Origin of the sequence: Arthrobacter phoenicis, from assembly GCF_047238215.1 — a bacterium.
Lineage (GTDB): Bacteria > Actinomycetota > Actinomycetes > Actinomycetales > Micrococcaceae > Arthrobacter.
This window is the reverse complement of record NZ_JBDFMK010000001.1, coordinates 3,614,674-3,634,421: the sequence shown is the minus strand read 5'-3', so window position 1 is coordinate 3,634,421 and position 19,748 is coordinate 3,614,674. Positions and strand designations below refer to the sequence as shown.

General features: G+C 69.4%; 15 protein-coding genes. 7 read left to right on the top strand and 8 right to left on the bottom strand.

Annotated features, from left to right (window positions below; translation table 11 throughout):
- Positions 1 to 101 precede the first annotated feature (101 nt).
- The gene (lplAB, locus tag ABC337_RS17220; RefSeq protein WP_412882934.1) at positions 102 to 1,208 is read left to right on the top strand and encodes a lipoate-protein ligase LplAB; all 1,107 of its coding nucleotides are present in this window, start codon (positions 102 to 104) and stop codon (positions 1,206 to 1,208) included.
- A 91-nt stretch (positions 1,209 to 1,299) separates the two neighbouring features.
- Here the strand turns inward: lplAB and pepN are convergent, their stop codons facing one another.
- Together pepN and ABC337_RS17210 are read right to left on the bottom strand one after the other, a co-directional pair.
- Positions 1,300 to 3,903, bottom strand: coding sequence for an aminopeptidase N (gene pepN, locus ABC337_RS17215; RefSeq protein ID WP_412882935.1), 2,604 nt, complete (start codon positions 3,901 to 3,903; stop codon positions 1,300 to 1,302).
- Positions 3,904 to 3,937: 34 nt separating this feature from the next.
- Positions 3,938 to 4,987, bottom strand: coding sequence for a YeiH family protein (locus ABC337_RS17210; RefSeq protein ID WP_412882936.1), 1,050 nt, complete (start codon positions 4,985 to 4,987; stop codon positions 3,938 to 3,940).
- A gap of 175 nt (positions 4,988 to 5,162) precedes the next feature.
- Here ABC337_RS17210 and ABC337_RS17205 point away from each other — a divergent pair, with 175 nt between their 5' ends.
- Genes ABC337_RS17205 through ABC337_RS17195 form a run of 3 tightly spaced genes read left to right on the top strand, consistent with a single transcriptional unit; the run spans position 5,163 to position 8,525 of the window.
- On the top strand, positions 5,163 to 6,758 hold the full coding sequence (locus ABC337_RS17205; RefSeq protein WP_412882937.1) for a circularly permuted type 2 ATP-grasp protein: 1,596 nt from the start codon (positions 5,163 to 5,165) through the stop codon (positions 6,756 to 6,758).
- Positions 6,751 to 7,677: an alpha-E domain-containing protein gene (locus ABC337_RS17200; protein ID WP_056739454.1), complete on the top strand. Its 927-nt coding sequence runs from the start codon at positions 6,751 to 6,753 to the stop codon at positions 7,675 to 7,677. Before ABC337_RS17205 ends, ABC337_RS17200 begins: the two co-directional genes overlap by 8 nt.
- On the top strand, positions 7,674 to 8,525 hold the full coding sequence (locus ABC337_RS17195; protein ID WP_412882938.1) for a transglutaminase family protein: 852 nt from the start codon (positions 7,674 to 7,676) through the stop codon (positions 8,523 to 8,525). The genes ABC337_RS17200 and ABC337_RS17195 overlap by 4 nt, the downstream gene beginning before the upstream one ends.
- Positions 8,526 to 8,565: 40 nt before the next feature.
- Here ABC337_RS17195 and ABC337_RS17190 read toward each other — a convergent pair whose 3' ends face one another.
- A complete protein-coding gene (locus ABC337_RS17190; RefSeq protein WP_412882939.1) occupies positions 8,566 to 9,078 on the bottom strand; it encodes a pyridoxamine 5'-phosphate oxidase family protein in 513 nt (170 codons plus the stop codon).
- A gap of 172 nt (positions 9,079 to 9,250) precedes the next feature.
- Here ABC337_RS17190 and ABC337_RS17185 point away from each other — a divergent pair, with 172 nt between their 5' ends.
- Positions 9,251 to 11,044, top strand: a complete 1,794-nt coding sequence (locus ABC337_RS17185) for a sensor histidine kinase (RefSeq protein WP_412882940.1) — start codon at positions 9,251 to 9,253, stop codon at positions 11,042 to 11,044.
- Here the strand turns inward: ABC337_RS17185 and ABC337_RS17180 are convergent.
- Positions 10,955 to 11,650 carry a response regulator gene (locus ABC337_RS17180; protein ID WP_412882941.1) on the bottom strand — a complete coding sequence of 232 codons (696 nt, stop codon included), beginning with the start codon at positions 11,648 to 11,650 and terminating at the stop codon, positions 10,955 to 10,957. The two genes, ABC337_RS17185 and ABC337_RS17180, sit on opposite strands and share 90 nt — an antisense overlap.
- 420 nt (positions 11,651 to 12,070) lie before the next feature.
- Between ABC337_RS17180 and ABC337_RS17175 the strand changes: the two genes are divergently transcribed.
- Positions 12,071 to 12,517 (top strand): universal stress protein, encoded by a 447-nt coding sequence (locus tag ABC337_RS17175; protein WP_412882942.1) that lies wholly within the window; start codon positions 12,071 to 12,073, stop codon positions 12,515 to 12,517.
- Positions 12,518 to 12,562: 45 nt separating this feature from the next.
- Here the strand turns inward: ABC337_RS17175 and ABC337_RS17170 are convergent, their stop codons facing one another.
- The 3 genes from ABC337_RS17170 to glgC form a co-directional block, all read right to left on the bottom strand.
- Positions 12,563 to 12,991 (bottom strand): pyridoxamine 5'-phosphate oxidase family protein, encoded by a 429-nt coding sequence (locus ABC337_RS17170; protein ID WP_412883263.1) that lies wholly within the window; start codon positions 12,989 to 12,991, stop codon positions 12,563 to 12,565.
- Positions 12,992 to 13,085: 94 nt separating this feature from the next.
- Positions 13,086 to 14,591, bottom strand: coding sequence for an SDR family NAD(P)-dependent oxidoreductase (locus ABC337_RS17165; RefSeq protein WP_412882943.1), 1,506 nt, complete (start codon positions 14,589 to 14,591; stop codon positions 13,086 to 13,088).
- Positions 14,592 to 14,641: 50 nt separating this feature from the next.
- Entirely contained in the window at positions 14,642 to 16,060 is a 1,419-nt protein-coding gene (gene glgC / locus ABC337_RS17160; protein WP_412882944.1) for a glucose-1-phosphate adenylyltransferase, read from the bottom strand.
- A 102-nt stretch (positions 16,061 to 16,162) separates the two neighbouring features.
- On the opposite strand from glgC, the gene glgA reads away from it, so the two are divergent.
- Positions 16,163 to 17,362 carry a glycogen synthase gene (gene glgA, locus ABC337_RS17155; protein WP_412882945.1) on the top strand — a complete coding sequence of 400 codons (1,200 nt, stop codon included), beginning with the start codon at positions 16,163 to 16,165 and terminating at the stop codon, positions 17,360 to 17,362.
- A gap of 123 nt (positions 17,363 to 17,485) precedes the next feature.
- Here the strand turns inward: glgA and ABC337_RS17150 are convergent, their stop codons facing one another.
- The gene (locus ABC337_RS17150) at positions 17,486 to 19,666 is read right to left on the bottom strand and encodes an acyl-CoA dehydrogenase family protein (RefSeq protein ID WP_412882946.1); all 2,181 of its coding nucleotides are present in this window, start codon (positions 19,664 to 19,666) and stop codon (positions 17,486 to 17,488) included.
- Positions 19,667 to 19,748 lie beyond the last annotated feature (82 nt).

Sequence of the window (19,748 nt, the reverse complement as noted above, 5' to 3'; positions counted from 1 at the left end):
TCTGCTCCAAGGTCTTGGGAGGCCCGCACCTGCAACGGTGCGGGCCTTTCGCGTTAACCGCCGTCCCGCCCCGCCGCCGCGCGCGTGGCAGGATTGAGGCTATGACTTCCTCCTCTTCCACCCCCGCAGCGGCAGACGGAAACGGCGACGGCGGCCGCCGCCACGGCGAATACAAGGTCCCCGGCGGCAAGCTGGTGGTCGCCGACCTCGAGGTGGACAACGGCGTGCTCAGCCACGTGTCCATCAGCGGCGACTTCTTCCTCGAACCCGACGAGGCGCTGCCGGAGATCAACCGGGCCCTCACCGGGCTCCCCGCGGACAGCCCGGCGGCCGACCTCGCCGCCGCCGTCACCGCGGCACTGCCCGAGGGCACCGTGCTGTTCGGCTTGTCCGCCGAGGCCATCGCGATCGCCGTGCGCAGGGCCTTGGCCAAGGCCACCGGCTGGGGTGACCACCACTGGAACGTCATCGCCCCCACGGTGCTGCCCACGCACGTAAACGTCGCCCTCGACGAGGTCCTCACAGAAGAGGTCGGCGCCGGACACCGCAACCCCACCCTGCGGTTCTGGGACTGGGAGGAGCCCTCCGTGGTGATCGGCAGCTTCCAGTCGGTCCGCAACGAGGTCCAGCCCGAGGGCGTGAGCCGGCACGGCATCAGCGTGGTCCGGCGGATCAGCGGCGGCGGCGCCATGTTCATGGAGGCCGGCAACTGCATCACCTATTCGCTCTACCTTCCGCAGACGCTGGTGGACGGGCTGAGCTTCGCCGATTCCTACGGCTTCCTGGACGCCTGGGTCCTCGCCGCCCTGGAGAAGGTGGGCATCAACGCCTTCTACGTCCCGCTCAACGACATCGCCACGGACCAGGGCAAGATCGGCGGCGCCGCGCAGAAACGGCTCGCCAACGGCGGCATGCTGCACCACGTGACCATGAGCTACGTCATTGACGCCGACAAGATGGTCGAGGTGCTGCGGATCGGCAAGGAGAAGCTGTCCGACAAAGGCACCACCAGCGCCAAGAAGCGCGTGGACCCGCTGCGCCGCCAGACCGGCCTGAGCCGGGCCGACATCGTGGCGGCGATGATCGAGGTGTTCACCGACCGGTACGGCGCGACGCCGGCAGAGCTCACCGACGTCGAACTCGACGCCGCGCGGGCACGGGTGGAGGCCAAGTTCGCCACCGAGGAGTGGCTGCACCGGGTCCCGTAGCCCGCACCCGCCGCCTTGGCAGCCTGCAGGTGGCCGGCTGCCGTTGCTCGCCGGGGTGCATTCGCCGGCGGGGGCGCTAGCCGGCTGGGCGCTAGCCGGCGGCTTGCGCGGTGAGCGCCCGCAGCAGGTGGCTGCGCTGCTCGATGACGATCCGGCGCAGGGCCCGCGGCGCGTCCGCGTGCTCGGTGAGCCAGCGGTCCGTCCGGACCACCACCGGGTGCTCCGCCGGGGCGTGGCCGTTGAGGTCCTGGCCCGCCGGGTACAGCCCGCGGACAATCCTGCTGGCGATCTCGATGCTGCGGCTGCCCCAGACTCGCTCCAGCGCCTCAAAGTAGGGCTCCACGAAGCCGGCCAGCAGTTCCGCGGGCGCTGTGGTGAAGCCGGCGATCGTAGCGCTGAGCTGCTGGTTGGATAGGTCCGTGCCGTTGACCGCGGCCTCCCACGCCTTGGCCTTGACCTGCGGATCGGGCCGTGCGGCCAGGGCCGTGGCGTGGCCCGAGCGGCCGGAGGCGGTGTTGTCGTGGGAGAGTTCGGCGTCGAGCTCGTGCGGGTCTGCCTGGCCGTTGGCGGCGAGGGCGTGCCAGAGGTTCCAGCGGAGTTCGGCGTCGACCGCCAGCCCCTCGATCACGGTACTGCCGTCCAGCAGGCCCCGCAGCAGGGGCAGCCGGCTGTCGTCATAGCGGCTGGCCGCGGCAACGGTGCGTGCCCAGGCCAGCTGCTGGTCCGAGCTGGGGGCGGCCTGCTCAAGTTGGGCGACGGCGGTATCCAGGAAGGCGCGGCGCACGGCGTCCCGCTCGGCGGCGGGGACGTACCGTTCGACGGCGGTGGCGGCGTTGCCCAGGATTGCGAGCAGCACGCCGATGCCGGTCTCCGCCGGACCAAACCGCTGCACGGCGGCCACGTAGTCCGCGGCGGGCGTGACGGCGTCCCGGGCCGAGTCCCAGAGTGCGGTCCAGCAGAGGGCGCGGGCCATTGGGTCGGTGATGCGGTCCAGGGATTCCCGGACCGTGGCCTCCGACACCGGATCCAGCCGGACCTTGGCGTAGCTGAGGTCCTCGTCGTTGACCAGCAGCAGCTCCGGCCGGTGCTTTCCGGTGAGGTGCGGGATGGCGGTGTGCCCGCCGTCGACGTCGGTCTCCAGGCTGTCGGTGCGGACCAGCGAGCCGCCCGCGTCCCGGTTGTAGAGGCCGATCCGCAGCCGGTGCGGGCGGGGTTCGGGGGAGCCGGTCACCGGGTCGGTGGCGTCCTGCCGTACGCTCACGGCGGTCAGCATCCCGTCCTCGTCGGTGATCTCCGGGGTGAGCGTGGAGATCCCCGAGGTCTGCAGCCACTGCCGGGCCCAGGGGCCCAGGTCGCGGCCGGAGGCGGCACTGAGGGCCGCCAGCAGGTCGGCCAGGGTGGTGTTGTCGAACTCGTGGTCGCGGAAGTAGCGGCGTGAGCCGGCGATGAAGTCCTCGAACCCCACGTAGGCCACCAGCTGCTTGAGGACCGAGGCGCCCTTGGCGTAGGTGATGCCGTCGAAGTTCTGCTTCGCGGCCTCCAGGTCCGGAATGTCCGCCACGATCGGGTGGGTGGTGGGCAGCTGGTCCTGGACGTAGGCCCACGCCTTGCGGTTGTTGGCGAAGTTCACCCAGGCGGTGTCCCAGTCCGTGGTCCGGTCCACGCCCAGGGTGCCCATGTAGTCGGCGAAGGATTCCTTGAGCCAGAGGTCGTTCCACCACTGCATCGTCACCAGGTCGCCGAACCACATGTGCGCCATCTCATGCAGCAGGGTGTTCGCCCGGCCCTGGTACTGCGAATCCGTGGCCCGGGAGGTGAAGACGTAGCTCTCGGTGAAGGTCACCAGGCCCGGGTTTTCCATCGCACCGAGGTTGTATTCGGGGACGAACGCCTGGTCGTACTTGCCCCACGGGTAGGGGTAGTCGAAGAGGCGGTTGAAGAAGTCCAGGCCGTTGCCCGTGAGCCGGAACAGCTCGTCGGTGTCGAAGGAGGAGGCCATCGACGCCCGGCAGTACAGGGCCAGGGGCACCTCCAGCGCCGTCCCGTCGGAGAGGGTGCCCTCCCAGCTGCTGTCCGCGCGGAAGTAGGGGCCGGCGAGGACGCTGGTGATGTAGGTGGAGACCGGCTTGGTGGGGGCGAAGTCCCAGCGGCTGGTGGCCGGATCGCTGGTGAGCTGGGTGCGGGCGGCCTCGACGCCGTTGGAGGCGACCTGCCAGCCCGACGGCGCCATCACGTGGAAGGTGAACTCGGCCTTGAGGTCCGGCTGTTCGAAGTTGGCGAAGACCCGGCGGGCGTCGGCCGGCTCGTACTGCGTGTACAGGTAGCACTGGCCGTCGGCGGGGTCGAAGAAGCGGTGCATGCCTTCCCCGGAGGTGCTGTACAGCGCCGTGCCGGTGACGGTCACCTGGTTCTCGGCCTGCAGGTTGTCCAGCCGGATCCGAGACCCTTCGACCACGTCGGCCACAGGCAGGCCCTTGCCGTTGAGGAACACGCTGTGCACCTCGGAGCTGATGAAGTCCAGGAACGTGCTGGACCCGGGTTCGGCGGCGGCGAAGGTGATGACGCTGCGGCTGGGGTAGCCGGCCACCGTGGGGTCCGCGGCCTGCCGGACATCGAGGGACACGTCGTAGCTGTGCGTGGTGATCAGGGCCGAGCGGGCGGCCGCTTCTTCACGGGTCAAATTCTGGTTGGACACGCTGCTATCTAATCACGCAGGCGCCCCGCGCAGCTCAGTGCCCGGGCAACATCAGGACCGCTGCGCCAAGGCCCAAGGCGGCGATCAGCAGCCACGCCGCGAGGGCCGCCAGCAGCGCCCGGGTGCCGGTCCGCAGCAGTTCGCGGACCCGGACGGCGGAGCCCAGCCCGAATAGGGCCATGCCCAGGAGAATGTCCTGCAACAGGGCGGCCGCCTCCAGCACGCCCGCGGGCAGCACTCCGGTGGAGCGGAGCGCGGCCATCGCGATGAAGCCGAGCACGAACAGGGGCACCACCGGAGGCATGGTCCCGCCGGAATCGTCGCGGAGCCGGTGGTGCAGGCCGGCGACGGCCACCATCGGGGCCAGCAGCAGCACCCGGGTCAGCTTTACGATGACCGCCACCGCCAGGGCCGCGGCGCCGGCGGTCTGCGCGGTGGCCACCACCTGGCCGACGTCGTGCACGGATGCCCCCACCCAGGCGCCGAAGAGCTGCGGGCCCAGCCCCAGCGGGCCGGTGAGCAGCGGCAGGACGCCGATCGCGAGGGTGCCGCAGAGCGTTACCAGGGCCACCGGCAACACTGTGTCCTGCTGGCGGATGCGGCGAACCGCGGCCATGGCCCCGATCGCGGAGGCGCCGCAGATCGCGAAGCCGGTTGCGATGAGCAGCGACACGGTCGGGGGCAGCCGGAAGAGCCGGCCGATGCCGTAGGTGCCGGCGAAGGAGACCAGGACGACGCCGGTGATCAGCAGCAGCGCGGGCCAGCCGAGGCCGAGGACGTCCACCACGCTGACCTTGAGGCCCAGGACCACGATGCCGCTTCGCATCAGGTGCTTCCCGGCGAACCCCAGCCCCGCTCGGCCCGGCCCGGACGTCCAGGCGGAAATGCCCGGGAGATTCGCGGCGAGGAGGCCAAGGATGACGGCGACCGTCATGGCGGGCAGCGCTGGCACCAGCGCGTGGACCGCCAGGGCAGCCGCGACGGCGGTGGCGCAGGCCAGCAGCCCGGGAAGCAGCGGCGGTAGGCCGCGCAGGGAGGCGGTGAGGGGGTGAAGGTCTCGGGGCACGGGTCTACTGTGCCGCATCCGGCCCGGAATCCCCATTTCGGCGGGACAACCCTGCCTGCCCTGCCACCGGAACGGCCGCCATCACTCGGCCCGGACCGGGCGTGAGCTGTACCACGGCACCGCGTGGGCTGCAACACGCCACAAGGGGTGCGCCGATATGAAATCGGGACCAAAAAATGGTTGGCTAGTGGGCATGTCTGACCTTTTTCAGGATTACTCCGAGGCCGCGGGCCGCAGCGGGGCGTACGACGAGATGTTCGCGCCCGGCCAGCAGGCCCGCCCTTCCTACGGCCAGGTGGCCGGGGCGCTCCGCGAACTCTCCCTCGCCGACGTCACCGCCCGCGCCGATTCGATGGCCCGCACCTTCCTGGACCGCGGCGTCACCTTCGACTTCGCGGGGGAGGAGCGGCCTTTCCCGTTGGACATCGTGCCGCGCGTCATCCCGGCGGACGAGTGGACCGTCCTGGAACGCGGCGTGGCCCAGCGGGTCAAGGCGCTCGAGGCGTTCCTGAACGACGTCTACGACAAGATGGCCGTCGTCTCCGACGGCGTCATCCCGCGGCAACTGGTCACCACCAGCGCCCACTTCCACCGGCAGGTGCACGGCTTCGAACCCGCCGGCGGCGTCCGCGTCCACATCTCCGGCATCGACGTCATCCGTGACGAGGCCGGGACCTTCCGCGTCCTGGAGGACAACGTCCGCGTGCCCTCCGGCGTCAGCTATGTCCTGGAGAACCGCCGCGCCATGGCCAAGGGCCTGCCCGAGGCCTTCGGCCAGCAGCGCGTCCGCCCGGTCGAGGAATACCCCCGCCGGCTCCTCTCGGCCCTGCGCAAGACCGCGCCTTCCGGCGTCGACGACCCCACCGTCGTCGTCCTGACCCCGGGCGTCTTCAACAGCGCCTACTTCGAACACACCCTGCTGGCCGGCCTGATGGGCGTCGAACTGGTGGAGGGCCGCGACCTGATCTGCCGCGGCAACCGCGTCTACATGCGCACCACCGCCGGTGAGCAGCGTGTGGACGTCATCTACAAGCGCATCGACGACGAGTTCCTCGACCCGCTGCAGTTCCGCTCCGACTCCATGCTCGGCTGCCCCGGCCTGGTCAACGCCGCCCGCGCCGGCGGCGTCACTATCGCCAACGCCGTGGGCAACGGCGTCGCCGACGACAAGCTGGTCTACAGCTACGTCCCGGACCTGATCCGTTACTACCTCAACGAGGAACCGGTGATCGCGAACGTGGACACCTTCCGTCTGGAGGAGAAGGAAGCCCGCGAACACGTCCTCGACCGGCTGGATGAACTGGTGGTCAAGCCCGTGGACGGCTCAGGCGGCAAGGGCCTGGTGATCGGGCCCGACGCCTCCCGCGAGGAGCTGGACGCCCTGCGCAAGCGGATCATCAGCGACCCTCGCGGCTGGATCGCGCAGCCCGTGCTGCAGCTCTCCACCGTCCCCACCCTCAGCGGCGACAAGTTCGGCCCCCGGCACGTGGACCTGCGCCCCTTCGCGGTCAACGACGGCGACGACGTCTGGGTGCTCCCCGGCGGCCTGACCCGGGTGGCGCTGAAGGAAGGCTCACTGATTGTGAACTCCAGCCAGGGCGGCGGCTCCAAGGACACCTGGGTGCTGGCCGATTCGGCGCAGGTTCCCGTGGAAGTCATCCCGAAGCCGGCCATCGCCATCCGTGAACGGGTCTCCGTCTGGCCGGTCGAGAGCAACTGGCGCGACAGACAGAAAGAGCAGCAACAGCAGCAGATGTCCGAGCCGCAGGAGGTAGCCGCGAATGCTTAGCCGTATTGCCGAGTCCCTGTTCTGGATCGGCCGTTACGTCGAACGGGCCGACGGCACCGCCCGCATCCTGGACGTCCACCTCGAACGGCTGAACCACCTGCCGATGGAGGAGCAGCGCAGCGTCGCGCAGGAACTGCTCGCCGTCATGGGGGCGCGGCCGCAGTCCGAGGAGTTCGGCCTGGACGAGCTGCTGCACGCCCTGGCCTACGACAAGCACAGCGCCACCTCGATCGCCGGGTCCCTCGGCGCGGCCCGGGAGAACGCCCGGCGCGCCCGCGAGACCGTGTCCTCCGGGCTCTGGGAGAGCCTGAACACCACGTACTACGGGCTGAACCAGCACCGCAAGGACGTCGTGGGCACCTACCGGTTCTGCAACTGGGTGCTGGAGCGCACCGCCATGGTCAGCGGCCTGGCCGACACCACCGTCAGCCACGACGAGAGCTGGCTCTTCCTGGTCCTTGGCCGCTCGCTGGAACGCGCCGACATGACCGCGCGCATGCTCTCCACCCGCGACGTGCTCTCCGCCGGGATGTCCTGGGTGAACATGCTCCGCTGCGCCGGCGCCTACGAATCGTTCCTCCGGACCCGCCGTGCCGCCTTCGGCGACCAGCACGCAGCCGAGTTCCTGCTACTGGACCGGCTGTTCCCGCGCTCGATTGTGTACGCGCTGCGCGACGCGGACGACTGCCTGGCCAAGCTGGACCCCTCGGCCCAGCGCGTGGGCTTCATCAACGACGCCCGCCGGATCGTGGGCCAGGCCCGCACCTTCCTGGAGTTCCACCGGACCGATGACCTGATGTCCGAGCTGCCCGAGCACATGGAGCGCGTGCAGAAGGCCGTTTCACAGGCCTCGGACGCCATTTCCCGTAAGTACTTCAATCAGGCAGACGAACTGGCCTGGGTGGGAGAAGTTTCATGACCCGGCTGAGCATCACGCACCGGACCGCGTACAAGTACAACAAGCGCGTCACCCTCTCCTACAACGAGGCCCGGATGACGCCCCTGACGGACCCGCAGCAGGTGGTCCTGGAGTCCTCCATGAAGGTCTCACCCTCGCAGGCGGCGCTCAGCAGCTACCGGGACTACTGGGGCACCAGGGTCACGGCGTTCGACATGCAGATGCCGCACGAGCACCTTGAGGTCCTCTCCACCACCACCGTGGAAGTGCACCGGGTGGAGCGGATCCCTTCCGAGGCCGACATCGTGGGCTGGGACGTGCTCACCGCACCGGAGACGCTGGACCAGTTCAGCGATTGGATCCCGCAGTCGCAGCTGACCGGTCCCGGCGCCGAGGTCCTGGACATCGTCCCCGGCGTCGTCGCCGGCCGTAACCCGCACGAGGCGGCCATGGCCGTATTCGAGTGGATGCGCGGGGAAATGACCTACATGAAGGGCTCCACCGGCGTCACCACCAACGCTGAGCAGGCCTGGAACCAGCGCCAGGGCGTCTGCCAGGACCTGGCACACCTGGCCATCGGCTCGCTGCGCAGCTGCGGCATCCCCGCCCGCTACGTCTCGGGGTACCTGCACCCGCGCTCGACGGCGTCCATCGGCGAGACCGTTGCCGGCCAGTCGCATGCGTGGCTGGAGTGGTGGGACGGCGAGTGGCGCAGCTGGGACCCGACGAACCACAAGCCGGCCGGCGACTTCCACGTCACCGTGGCCCGCGGCCGGGACTACCGGGACGTGCCTCCGCTGAAGGGCATCCTCTCCGGCGGCGGCGGTTCGTCGCTGTCCGTGACGGTGGAGATCACCCGCCTGGCCTGAGCCGGCGTCCGGCTGCTGTGGTGGTCTCCTCGGCCTCCGGCTACTCCATGCCGGAGCGGGTGGCGTCGTCCAGCGGCGTCCACCAGGTCAGCGGTGGCACGATCTTGAAGCGGCGGCCGGTGACGGAGTCCGGGGTGATCCGGACGAAGTGCTCCTTCTTGCCGGCCTGCCACGGGAAGAGCAGCAGGCCCACGGTGTCCAGCACTTCCTCCTGGTTCTTCACCGGGGCCGCCTGGCCCTTGACCACCACGCTCCACGCGACCCCGGAGTCCGCGTCGACGCCGTCGGCCTCCACCGCCACCGGTGTGTCGCCCGTGGCGGCCTGAAGCTTCGTGCCGTCCGCGGTGCGGAACACCAGCGTGCCGTGGTCCACCTTGTAGTTGATTGGAAAGATGTCGGGGTGGTCATCCACCCAAACCGCCATCCGGCCGACGCTGACGCTGCGCAGCAGCCGCCAGCACTCGTGGTTGTCCAGGTTCTCGACGGCGTGCGGTCCTGAGGTGGTGTCTTTCTTGTCCACGGTGTGCCCTGTCTGCTGCGGGTCAGTGCTCATGGCGGCGAGCTTATGCCAGAACGCCCGCCGCAATCTAGGGACCAACGTCCCGGCGGAGTAACGATCGCCCTTCGGCTCTGGCCCCCGGCTCCCGAGGGTGGGAGTATTCTGACAGCAAACCATCAGCGCGGATGGTGGAGTCAGATTTTTGGCACAGTTTTTTGGGGGCACAATGCAGTCTCTCGACAAGGGACCGGACCCTTTAGCGTCCGGAAATGCCAAGGCCGAAGACGTACTCAGGGATCTCGTCACCCGGGGCGGGGAACTCATGCAGTCCAGGGAACGCATGGCCGGACTGCTGGAAGCGGTCGTGGCCCTCGCAGAGGACCTGAGCCTCGACGCCGTGCTGGAGAGGCTGGTGCAGTCGGCCTGCACCCTGTTGCACGCCCGCTACGGCGCCCTCGGCGTGATGGGCGAGGACAACACACTGAATCATTTCGTCACCGTCGGCATCGACGAAGCGGCCGCGGCCCGGATCGGCCGCCAACCCACCGGCCACGGCGTCATGGGCCTGCTGGTCAGCGACCCGAAGCCGCTGCGGCTCCATAACCTCGGCGCGCATCCAGTGGCAACGGGATTCCCGGCCAACCATCCGCCGATGAGCACCTTTCTGGGCGTGCCGATCCGGGTCCGGGACAGGGTGTTCGGCAACCTCTATCTGACCGAGAAGGCCGGTGGCGAGGACTTCAGCGACGAGGACGAAGCGCTGGCGGTGGCGCTGGCTGCAGCGGCCGCCGTCGCGATCGAGAACGCCAAGCTTTACGACGACGCCCGCCGCCGGGCGCGCTGGCTGGAAGCATCGATGGACGTCACGGGCACGATGCTCGCCGGCGACGGCGACCACCTCGAATCTGATCTCGACCCAATCGTCGAACGGGCCCGGCTCGAGTCCGGATCCCGGCTCGCGCTGATCGTCGCCCCGACGGAGACAGCCGCGGGTCACGTCGTCGTCGGCGCGGCGGGGGAGCAGGCCGCAGAGTTCACCGGTGCACCGCTTCTGCTGGACCACCCGGAACTGCAGGAGGTTCTGTCCGGCGGCGATCCGGTTCTCTTTCCCTCCGCCTCAGCGGTCCTGGAACTGTGCGATGACCACAGCACCGGACCGCTGCTGGCCGTGGGCCTGAGCGCCCGCGGCGCCCATCACGGCCTGCTGCTGCTCGCCCGGGAGACCGACGCCGCCCCGTACGACCGGACCGACCGGGAGATGGGGGCCGTCTTCGGCTCGCACGTGGCGCTGGCCCTGGAACTGGCCCGGGTGCACCGGCTCCGTGAGGAACTGCTGGTCTTCACCGACCGCGACCGGATCGCCCGCGACCTGCACGACCTCGTCATCCAGCGGCTCTTCGCCGCCGGCCTCAGCGTCCAGAGCCTGGCCCGGTTCACCAAGGACGACCTCGCCACGGAACGGATCCGGAACATCACCGGCGAGCTCGACGAGGCCATCCGCAGCCTCCGGGACACCATCTACTCGCTCCGGCACAGCCAGACCGACTCCGACCCGCTCAGCGGCCGGATCCGCCGCGTGGCCAGGAGCTCGGCGAAGTCGCTGCCGTTCACGCCGCGGCTGACGCTCACGGGGCCCATCGACACCGTCCCGGCGGAGAAGGCCGACAACGTGGTGGCCGTGGTGTCCGAGGGGCTGAGCAACGCCATCCGCCACTCGGGCGCGGACGCAATCTCCGTCTCGGTGGCGGTCATGAAGGGCCGGGTCACGGTGGTGGTGACGGACAACGGGTCGGGTTTCACCAACGCGGCGGCCCGCAACGGCCTGGCCAACTTGGAGGACAGGGCACGGATGCTCGACGGCGAGTGCGTGATCGTGTCCGCCCCGGACGCGGGCACCAGCGTGGAGTGGTCCGTCCCGCTCTCGAGCGGCTCAGGCGCCGTTGGCGTGCTGCGCGGCCGGGCTGGCGATGAAGACCGCGGCCTGGGTCCGCCGCTCGAAGCCGAGCTTGGCCAGCAGTGAGGAGACGTAGTTCTTCACCGTCTTCTCGGCGAGGAACATCTCGGCGGCGATCTGCCGGTTGGTCAGTCCCTCGCCAACGAGCTCTAGCACGCGGCGTTCCTGCGGTGTCAGCGCGGCGGTCCGCGGATCGACTTCCTCCGGTTCCACCAGGCTCTCCATGACGCCCTCGGCCACGCCCTTTTCGTAGAGCGACTCGCCGGCCGCGGCACGCCGGAGCGCCCCGATCAGGTCAGTCCCGCCGATCTCCTTGAGGATGTAGCCGGAGGCACCGGCGAGGACGGCGCCGCGCAGTGCCTGGTCGTCGTCGAAGCTCGTGAGGATGATGCAGCTCAGCGAGGGATCGATGGAGCGGACGTCGCGGCAGACCTCGATCCCGGTTCCGTCCGGCAGCCGGGCGTCCAGGACGCAGACGTCCGGGTGCAAGGCCGGGATGCGTCGGGTGGCCTCCACGGCGGAGCCGGAACTTCCGACGACGTGGAATCCCTCGCCCTCGAGGAGTTCCTGCAATCCGCGGCGGACCAGCTCGTGGTCGTCGAGGATGAAGACCCGGATCACCGCCGCGGTGCCCTCTGGTGCGGTGAGACCGGCATCTGCCCAGGCAATCATGTGTTTCCCATCCGGCCGCCGTCCGAAGCCGCCCGGGAGCCTGACGGACCCCGGCGCCCGGCCGGCGCCCTGTTCACGCGTCCTGCCGGCAGTGGACTGCGGCGGACTGACGATCCAACCTTCATGCAACTGTGGCTCCCCCCGAAACCACGGCGGCGGCGGTGCGCCCGGAACCGTGTCCCCGGGCGGGCTCTGCCGACGGGATCTCCGTTGGTAAACCGCTGCCACGGCCATTCTCATCCCCGGCGGTTACCGACGTAAAGGGCCGTTCGCCCCACGGCGCGGCGCACGGGGCAAAGGTGACCTTTGGCCCTAGCCGGGCTACGCCGTCGCCGTAGTGTTTGAAGCCATGCCCCACCGGCGCGACGGGTTCGGGCAGGGCTAAATGGCAACGCAGACGGGCAAGCGAAGGGAACACAGATGAACGAGGCGCAGGGCATCCGCAGCATCCTGGTGGGCGTCGACGGTTCGGACGCCTCGGTGGAGGCCCTCCGGCAGGCTCGGGTCCTGGCCGATCCCTTCCACGCCCGTGTTACCGCCCTGGCCTGCTGGGACTTCCCGCCGGTCTACGACGGGTATGTGGCGATGGGCATCAACGACTTCGACGTCCGGGCCGGGGAGATCCTGCAGGAGGCGCTGACCACGGCTTTCGGTGACACGCTCCCGGAGAACGTCGAATCCCGGCTGGTGCAGGGCAACCCGCGGCGGGTTCTCATTGACGAGTCCCGCAACGCGGACCTGATGGTGCTGGGCCGGCGCGGCCACGGCGGCTTCGGCGGACTGCTGCTCGGCTCGGTCAGTTCTGCCCTTGTGGCGCACGCGCACTGCCCGGTCCTCGTGGTGCATACGCCGGAGAAGCGGCACTAGGCTGAAGCGCTAATGGGGCACCCGCGGCGGCGCTGCCGGAACGCGCTACTCGAAGGAGGCGCGCCGCGGGTCCGCCAGCCGGGTCTTCCAGACGTCGGGCTGGGTGACCTTGAACCGGCGGCCGGTCAGCGCCTTGGGTGGCACCCGCACGTAGTAGCTCTTCTCGCCCGGCTGCCAGGGTTCCAGCAGCAGGGCATCCACCGCGTCCTTCTCGGCCTGGTCCTCGACCAGTTCTGCCTCGCCGCGGGCCATGACGCTCCAGGCCGTTTCCTCGTGCGCGTCATACCCGTCGATTTCAAACGCCACCGGCTTCGCGGTGATCGCACCCCAGAGCTTCGTGCCGCCGGCGGTGCGGAAAACGATCGAGCGGCGGTTTAGGACAAAGTTCACCGGGAAGACCTCCGGATGGCCGTCCACGATCAGCGCGACCCGGCCCACCACCTCGCTGTCGAGGAGGGCCCAGCACTGGTCCATGGACAGGTTGAAATCCGGCGGAGGCGTCGTCGTAGTCACAGGTCCACGGTACGGAGGCGCCCCCGCGCGGATTAGGGCCATTAGGCCCGTGGCGTCACCAGGGGCTGGGCTTGTAGTCCTTCAGGAACACGCCGTACTGGTCCTCGCCCGCCTCGCCCATGACGATCGGATCGTAGACCCGCGCGGCGCCGTCTACGAGGTCCAGCGGGGCGTGGAAACCTTCCTCCATCAGCCGGACCTTGGTGTAATGCGGGCGTTCGTCAGTGATCCAGCCGGTGTCGACGGCGGTCATCAGGATCCCGTCGGTCTCCAGCATCTCCTTGGCACTGGTGCGCGTCATCATGTTCAGCGCAGCCTTGGCCATGTTGGTGTGCGGGTGGCCGGGACCTTTGTAGGCCCGGGAGAACTGGCCCTCCATGGCGCTGACGTTCACGATGTACTTACGCCGGGCGTCCGAGCGACGCATCGCCGGCCGTAGCCGGCTGACCAGCAGGAACGGCGCGGTGACGTTGCACAGCTGGACCTCGAGCATCTCCAGCGGGTCCACCTCATCCACCACCTGGGTCCAGCTGTTGATGGTGGCCAGGTCCGGCACCAGGCCACCGGCGTCGATCGCGGTGCCCGAGGCGATGCGCTCCAGCGACGCCGAGCCGGTGGAGAGCGCCAGCGAGGTGAGGGCGTCCCCGGCCAGCACGGGGTGGTCCAGCACGGAGGAGGCCAGGGCCAGGGGGTGCTTGTCGTGGGCGTGGCCGAAGGTGACCAGCTCGGGTCCGCCGTTCGCGGCCTGCAGCTCGGCCGGCAGCGGCTCATCCTCGGCGTCGACCAGGGGCTTGTAGGCGTTGCCGGAGCGGCGCACGGTCTGGGCGGCGTTGTTGACGATGATGTCCAGCGGGCCGGCGGCGTCCAAGGAGTCGGTCAGGGCCATCACCTGGGAGGGGTCGCGCAGGTCGATGCCCACGATCCGCAGCCGGTGCAGCCAGTCGGCGCTGTCCTCCATGGCGGCGAACCGGCGGGCGGCGTCCTTGGGGAACCGGGTGGTGATGGTGGTGTGGGCGCCGTCGCGGAGCAGCCGGAGGGCGATGTACATGCCGATCTTTGCCCGGCCGCCGGTCAACAGGGCTCGGCGTCCTGTCAGGTCGGTGCGGGCGTCGCGCTTGCTGTGGCTGAAGAGTGCGCACTCCGGGCAGAGCTGGTGGTAGAAGGCGTCCACCTGGGTGTAGTGCTGCTTGCAGATGTAGCAGGGGCGGGACCGGATCAGGTGGCCGGCAACCTCTCCGGTGGCAGACGTGGCCAGCTTATTGCCGCGGGTCTCGTCGTCGATCCGGTCCGGGGCGGCGGTGGCGGTCTGGGCGATCACTGCCCGGTCCGCCTCGGCGATCAGGTCCCGTTTGGTGGTCCGCCGGTGCCGTTTGACCGCCTTGAACATCTTGCCGGTGGCACGCCGGACGGCGACGTAGTCCGGGTGCTCGTCGTCGTAGGCGTGAATGGTGTTCAGCACCTTGAGGCAGGCGGCGATCTCTTCGGGGCTGAGGTCGGCCACCGGCACGGCCTCAGCAGGGGTGTCGCTGGCCGGTTCGGAGGGCAGGTCGGGGGAGCTCATTGTGCCAATTTTACCGGCAGCGCAGGGCTCCTTCCGACGCCCCCCTTCGGTTACGGGGCCTGGGTGTGCGGCGCGGCGGGGGTTTCGACGCCGACGGCGGCGGCGTGCACCTCGCCCACCTTCTCCATCGACTCCCTGCCGGCCGGCCAGTTCTCGGTGGCCGTCCGGACGGCGTCCGGCACCTGGTAAAGGTTCGCTGCGGAGAGGGCTCGTTCGGCCTCGCCCGGCTCGGGGACCTCCTGGCCCTTGGCGAGGACGGTGATGCCGGAGTCCGTGACCTTGAAGCCGCGGGCACGGTCCAGTTCCGGGTCCAGGCCGATCGCCGCGCCGGCGGGGATCCGGACGTTCTTGTCCACGATTGCGCGCTTCACGACGGCACCCGGGCCCACCTGCACCTTGTCCATCAGGACCGAGTCGAGGACCCGGCTGGCGGTGCTGACGTAGACGTCGTTGGAGAGTACGGAGCCCTCCACGATGCCGCCGGAGATGACGACGCCGCTGGCGACGATGGAATCCAGGGCGGTGCCGACGGTCTTGCCCTCGCCGCGGACGAACTTCGCCGGCGGGGAGATGCTCTGCCGCGTGTAGATCGGCCACTCGGAGTTGTAGAGGTTGAACACGGGGACGGGGGAGATCAGGTCCATGTGCGCGTCATAGAACGAGTCGATGGTACCGACGTCACGCCAGTAGGTGCGGTCCCGTTCGGTGGAGCCCGGGATGTCGTTGGTGGTGAAGTCGTAGACGCCGGCCTCGCCCTTGTCCACGAAGTAGGGAATGATGTCCCCGCCCATGTCGTGCTTGGTGTCCAGCCGTTCCGCGTCGACGTGCAGGGCATCCACGAGGGCATCGGCGTCGAAGACGTAGTTGCCCATCGAGGCGAGGAACTGGCTGGGGTCGGCTGCGAGGCCCGGGGTGGAGGAGGGCTTCTCGACGAACGCGGCGATCTTCTGGTGGTCGTTCTGGTCCACCTCGATCACCCCGAACTGGTCCGCCATGTGCAGCGGCTGGCGGACCGCGGCCACGGTGGCCTTGGCGCCGCTGGCGACGTGCTGGGCCACCATCTGGGCGAAGTCCATGCGGTAGACGTGATCGGCGCCGACCACGACGACGATGTCCGGGTTGGCGTCGTGGATCAGGTTCAGGGACTGGTAGATGGCGTTGGCGCTGCCGAGGAACCAGCTCTTACCCACGCGCTGCTGGGCGGGGACGGAAGCGATGTAATTGCCGAGCTGGGTGGACATCCGCCAGGTTTCGGAAATATGACGGTCCAGGCTGTGGGATTTATATTGCGTGAGCACCACAATCTGCAAATAGCGGGAATTCACGAGGTTCGAAAGAGCGAAATCAATGAGCCGGTAACTGCCGGCGAAGGGGACGGCTGGCTTGGCCCTGTCCGCCGTCAACGGCATCAGTCGATTCCCCTCGCCGCCTGCAAGGACAATGGCCAAGACTTTTTTCTGCTGCGGCATGGTGATCGCTCCTGAACGCCTTCGTAACTCCCCAAAACAGCCCGGTGTGCCCGGACCTCTTCACACTAGAACAGATCAGCCCGAACGACTACCTTGGTGAATGTGCGAATAGACATAGTGACCAAGGAATTCCCGCCCGAAATCTACGGAGGCGCCGGCGTCCATGTGGCCGAACTGAGCCGCGTCCTGGCCAGCCACGTGGACCTGCAGGTGCGGGCCTTCGGCGCCCCCCGCGACCCCGACTACCACGGTGCCACCGTGACCTCCTATCCCGTCCCGGAGGACCTGGCCGGCGCCAACGCCGCCGTACAGACCCTCGGCGTCGACCTCCGGATTGTTCCCGATGTCGCCGGGGCGGACCTTGTGCACTCGCACACCTGGTACGCGAACATGGCGGGCCACATCGCCGCCCTGCTGCACGGCATCCCGCACGTGCTCAGCGCCCACAGCCTGGAACCGCTGCGGCCGTGGAAGGCCGAGCAACTCGGCGGCGGCTACGCCGTGTCCTCCTGGGTGGAGAAGACCGCCTACGAGTCCGCCGCCGCGATCATCGCCGTCTCCGAGGGCATGCGGCAGGACATCCTGCGCAGCTACCCGGACGTGGACCCCGCCAAGGTGCGGGTGGTGCACAACGGCATTGACGTCAGCCTGTGGAACCGCGACGAGAACGACGACGCCATCCGCGCCCTCGGCATCGACCCGGCCCGGCCCAGCGTGGTCTTCGTCGGCCGCAACACCCGGCAGAAGGGCGTCCCGTACCTGCTGCGGGCAGCCGCTGAACTCCCGGCAGACGTGCAGCTGGTGCTCTGCCTCGGCGCCGCGGACACGCCGGAACTGGCAGCCGAGACCGCGCGCCTCATCGAGGACCTGCAGGCCCGGCGCAGCGGCGTGGTGCTGATCGAGCGGATGCTGCCGCGGCACGAGCTCATCCAGGTCCTCAGCCACGCCACCGCGTTCGCCTGCCCCTCGATCTACGAGCCGCTCGGCATCGTCAACCTTGAGGCGATGGCCTGCGGAGCCGCCGTGGTGGCCAGTGCCACCGGTGGCATCCCCGAGGTGGTGCAGCACGGCGAGACCGGACTGCTCGTGGACCTCGAACAGGTCACCGACGGCACCGGCACCCCGCTGGATCCGGAGAAGTTCGTGCGCGAATTTGCCGCAGCCCTCACCGAGGTCGTGTCCGATCCGGAGCGTGCCCGCGCCATGGGCCAGGCCGGTCGGCGCCGGGCCGAGGAGCACTTCTCCTGGGAGTCGATCACGGAGACCACCCTCGAGGTCTACCGCTCGGTCCTGCCCCAGTAGCCCTCCGGCAGGAGTCCGGCCGGCAGTAATCCGGTAAATCGGCACGGCAGATTAACGACGGCGGCGCCGTCCCCATCCCCTGGGGGCGGCGCCGCCGTCGTTCTATCAGACGCAGGTGCGGTCTTAGCGCTTGGCCTTGGCCTTACCCGCCGCCTTGGCCGCCTTCTGCTCCCGTGCCTCGCGGGCAAGGAGGGTTTTCTCATCCACCGGAGCCTGGCCGCTGGCGCGCTGCTGCCGGAAGTACTCGCGCGCCTCGTCCTGCCGGGTCTTCTCGGCGCCGGTGGCGATCGCGGCCCGGAGGTGCTCGGGGCCGAAGCCGAAGGCATCCACCAGGTCCAGGGCGTGCGGGCGGATCTTCACCAGCAGGCGGTTGATGTACTCACCCACGGTGCGGGCGCGCTGCATCGAGAGGCGGCCGTTCATCAGGTACCAGGAGAGGTGCTTCTCGATCAGGGAGAGACCGAACAGGTCCCGCAGCCAGGTCAGAACGGTCTTGGTGCCGGGGTCGGTGACCCGGTGCAGGGCCTCGGTGAAGGCCTCCCACTGCAGCAGCTCGGCGTGCGCCAGGGCCGCCTCGATGAGTTCGTCCTGGTGGCTGTTGAACAGGGCGGCCGCCTTCTCCTGCGGCAGCTTGTTCGCCCCGCGCAGCGCGGACCCGACCTCGGCCACCATGGCCTGGACGCGTTCGGTGAGCAGCGCCCGCTGGTTGGCCTCGTCCTTGATGGCGGTGGCCGCCTTCTGGACCGAGCCGGTGTCCGCCACGAACTGGGCTACGCCGCGCAGGCCGGTGCGGTGGATCGCCGCGCCGCCGGCCTGGCCGACGACGTAGCGGGCCAGCACGCCGAAGTCGGCGCCGCGGAACTCCTTGGCGTAATCGGCCAGCAGCCGCTTGGCCACGAGCTGGAGCAGGACGGTGTTGTCGCCCTCGAAAGTGGCGTAGACGTCAAGGTCCGCATGCAGCGAGGCGAAGCGGTTCTCGATCAGGAAGCCGGCGCCGCCGCAGGCCTCGCGGCATTCCTGGATGGTGTCCAGGGCGTGCCAGGTGCTCAGCGGCTTCAGGGCCGCGGCCAGGGTTTCCAGGTCCTGGCGGTCCTCGTCCGTGTCGGCGCGGCCGGAGAAGACGTCGTCGAACTTCTCCAGCAGCTGCTCGCTGGCGAAGCCGGCCGCGTAGGTGGTGGCGAGGCGGGTGAACAGGCGGCGCTGGTGCCGCTGGTAGTCCAGCAGCACCTCCTCGTCGGTGTGCGAGGAGGCGTTGAACTGGCGGCGTTCGGTGGCGTACTGGATGGCGGTCTTGAGTGCCAGCTTGGACGCGGTCACGGCGGCGCCGTCCAGGGACACACGGCCCTGCACCAGGGTGCCCAGCATGGTGAAGAAACGCCGGCCCGGGCTGCCGATCGGCGAGGTGTAGGTGCCGTCGGCGTCGACGTTGCCGTAGCGGTTGAGCAGGTTGGTGCGGGGGACCCGGACCTGGGTGAAGTGCAGCCGGCCGTTGTCGATGCCGTTGAGGCCGCCCTTGACGCCGTCGTCCTCGCCGCCAACGCCGGGCAGGAACTCCTTGGTGTCCGGGTCGCGCAGCTCCACGTAGAAGGCGTGCACGCCGTGGTTGACGCCCCGGGTCACCAGTTGGGCGAACACGACGGCGGCCAGGCCGTCGTTGGCGGCGTTGCCGATGTAGTCCTTCCAGGCTGCGCGGAACGGCGTGTGCAGGACGAATTCCTCGGTGGCCGGGTCATAGGTGGCGGTGGTGGCGATGCTGGCGACGTCGGAGCCGTGGCCGGTCTCGGTCATGGCGAAGCAGCCGGGGATCTCCAGGCTCATGATGCCCGGGAGCCACTTCCTGTGGTGTTCCTCTGTGCCGAGATGGTTGACCGCGGAGCCGAACAGGCCCCACTGGACGCCGGCCTTGATCTGCAGCGACGGGTCGGCCACCACGAGTTCCTGGAAGCCGGCGATGTTGGCGCCATGTTCGTCCGCGCCGCCGAGTTCCTTGGGGAAGGCCCGGTGCACGGCGCCGTTGTCCACCAGGATGCCGAGCTGACCGAAGACGCGCTTGCGGTGCTCGGTGTGGGTCAGGCCCTCGATCTTGTGCAGTTCCTCGCGGCCGGCCAGTTCGCGGGCCTGACGGCGGACGTCGGCCCATTTGCCCAGCAGCTGCTCGCCGAGTGCGGCGACGTCGACGGCGGGGGCCGCGTCCCGGGAGGCACCCGACGCGGGACTGCCGGTGCCCTGCGGGCTGCCGGTGGCCTGGGTGGCGGGGCGGGTGGAGCTGGTGGTGGCCGCGGTGCGGTCGGCTAGTTCAGTCATGTCGATTCCTTCGTTGGCACTGACATCGTTCAGGTGGTGCGGTTCCGGCGCGGGGCCGGGGTGGATCGGGGGCTGGCGCTGG

What these genes read in the sequence shown, in the direction of transcription:
- lplAB (WP_412882934.1), top strand. Translation starts at nt 102, where the DNA reads ATGACTTCCTCCTCTTCCACCCCCGCAGCGGCAGACGGAAACGGCGAC.
- ABC337_RS17210 (WP_412882936.1), bottom strand. Translation starts at nt 4,987, where the DNA reads ATGCGGCACAGTAGACCCGTGCCCCGAGACCTTCACCCCCTCACCGCC.
- ABC337_RS17205 (WP_412882937.1), top strand. Translation starts at nt 5,163, where the DNA reads ATGTCTGACCTTTTTCAGGATTACTCCGAGGCCGCGGGCCGCAGCGGG.
- ABC337_RS17200 (WP_056739454.1), top strand. Translation starts at nt 6,751, where the DNA reads ATGCTTAGCCGTATTGCCGAGTCCCTGTTCTGGATCGGCCGTTACGTC.
- ABC337_RS17195 (WP_412882938.1), top strand. Translation starts at nt 7,674, where the DNA reads ATGACCCGGCTGAGCATCACGCACCGGACCGCGTACAAGTACAACAAG.
- ABC337_RS17190 (WP_412882939.1), bottom strand. Translation starts at nt 9,078, where the DNA reads ATGAGCACTGACCCGCAGCAGACAGGGCACACCGTGGACAAGAAAGAC.
- ABC337_RS17185 (WP_412882940.1), top strand. Translation starts at nt 9,251, where the DNA reads ATGCAGTCTCTCGACAAGGGACCGGACCCTTTAGCGTCCGGAAATGCC.
- ABC337_RS17180 (WP_412882941.1), bottom strand. Translation starts at nt 11,650, where the DNA reads ATGATTGCCTGGGCAGATGCCGGTCTCACCGCACCAGAGGGCACCGCG.
- ABC337_RS17175 (WP_412882942.1), top strand. Translation starts at nt 12,071, where the DNA reads ATGAACGAGGCGCAGGGCATCCGCAGCATCCTGGTGGGCGTCGACGGT.
- ABC337_RS17170 (WP_412883263.1), bottom strand. Translation starts at nt 12,991, where the DNA reads ATGGACCAGTGCTGGGCCCTCCTCGACAGCGAGGTGGTGGGCCGGGTC.
- ABC337_RS17165 (WP_412882943.1), bottom strand. Translation starts at nt 14,591, where the DNA reads ATGAGCTCCCCCGACCTGCCCTCCGAACCGGCCAGCGACACCCCTGCT.
- glgC (WP_412882944.1), bottom strand. Translation starts at nt 16,060, where the DNA reads ATGCCGCAGCAGAAAAAAGTCTTGGCCATTGTCCTTGCAGGCGGCGAG.
- ABC337_RS17150 (WP_412882946.1), bottom strand. Translation starts at nt 19,666, where the DNA reads ATGACTGAACTAGCCGACCGCACCGCGGCCACCACCAGCTCCACCCGC.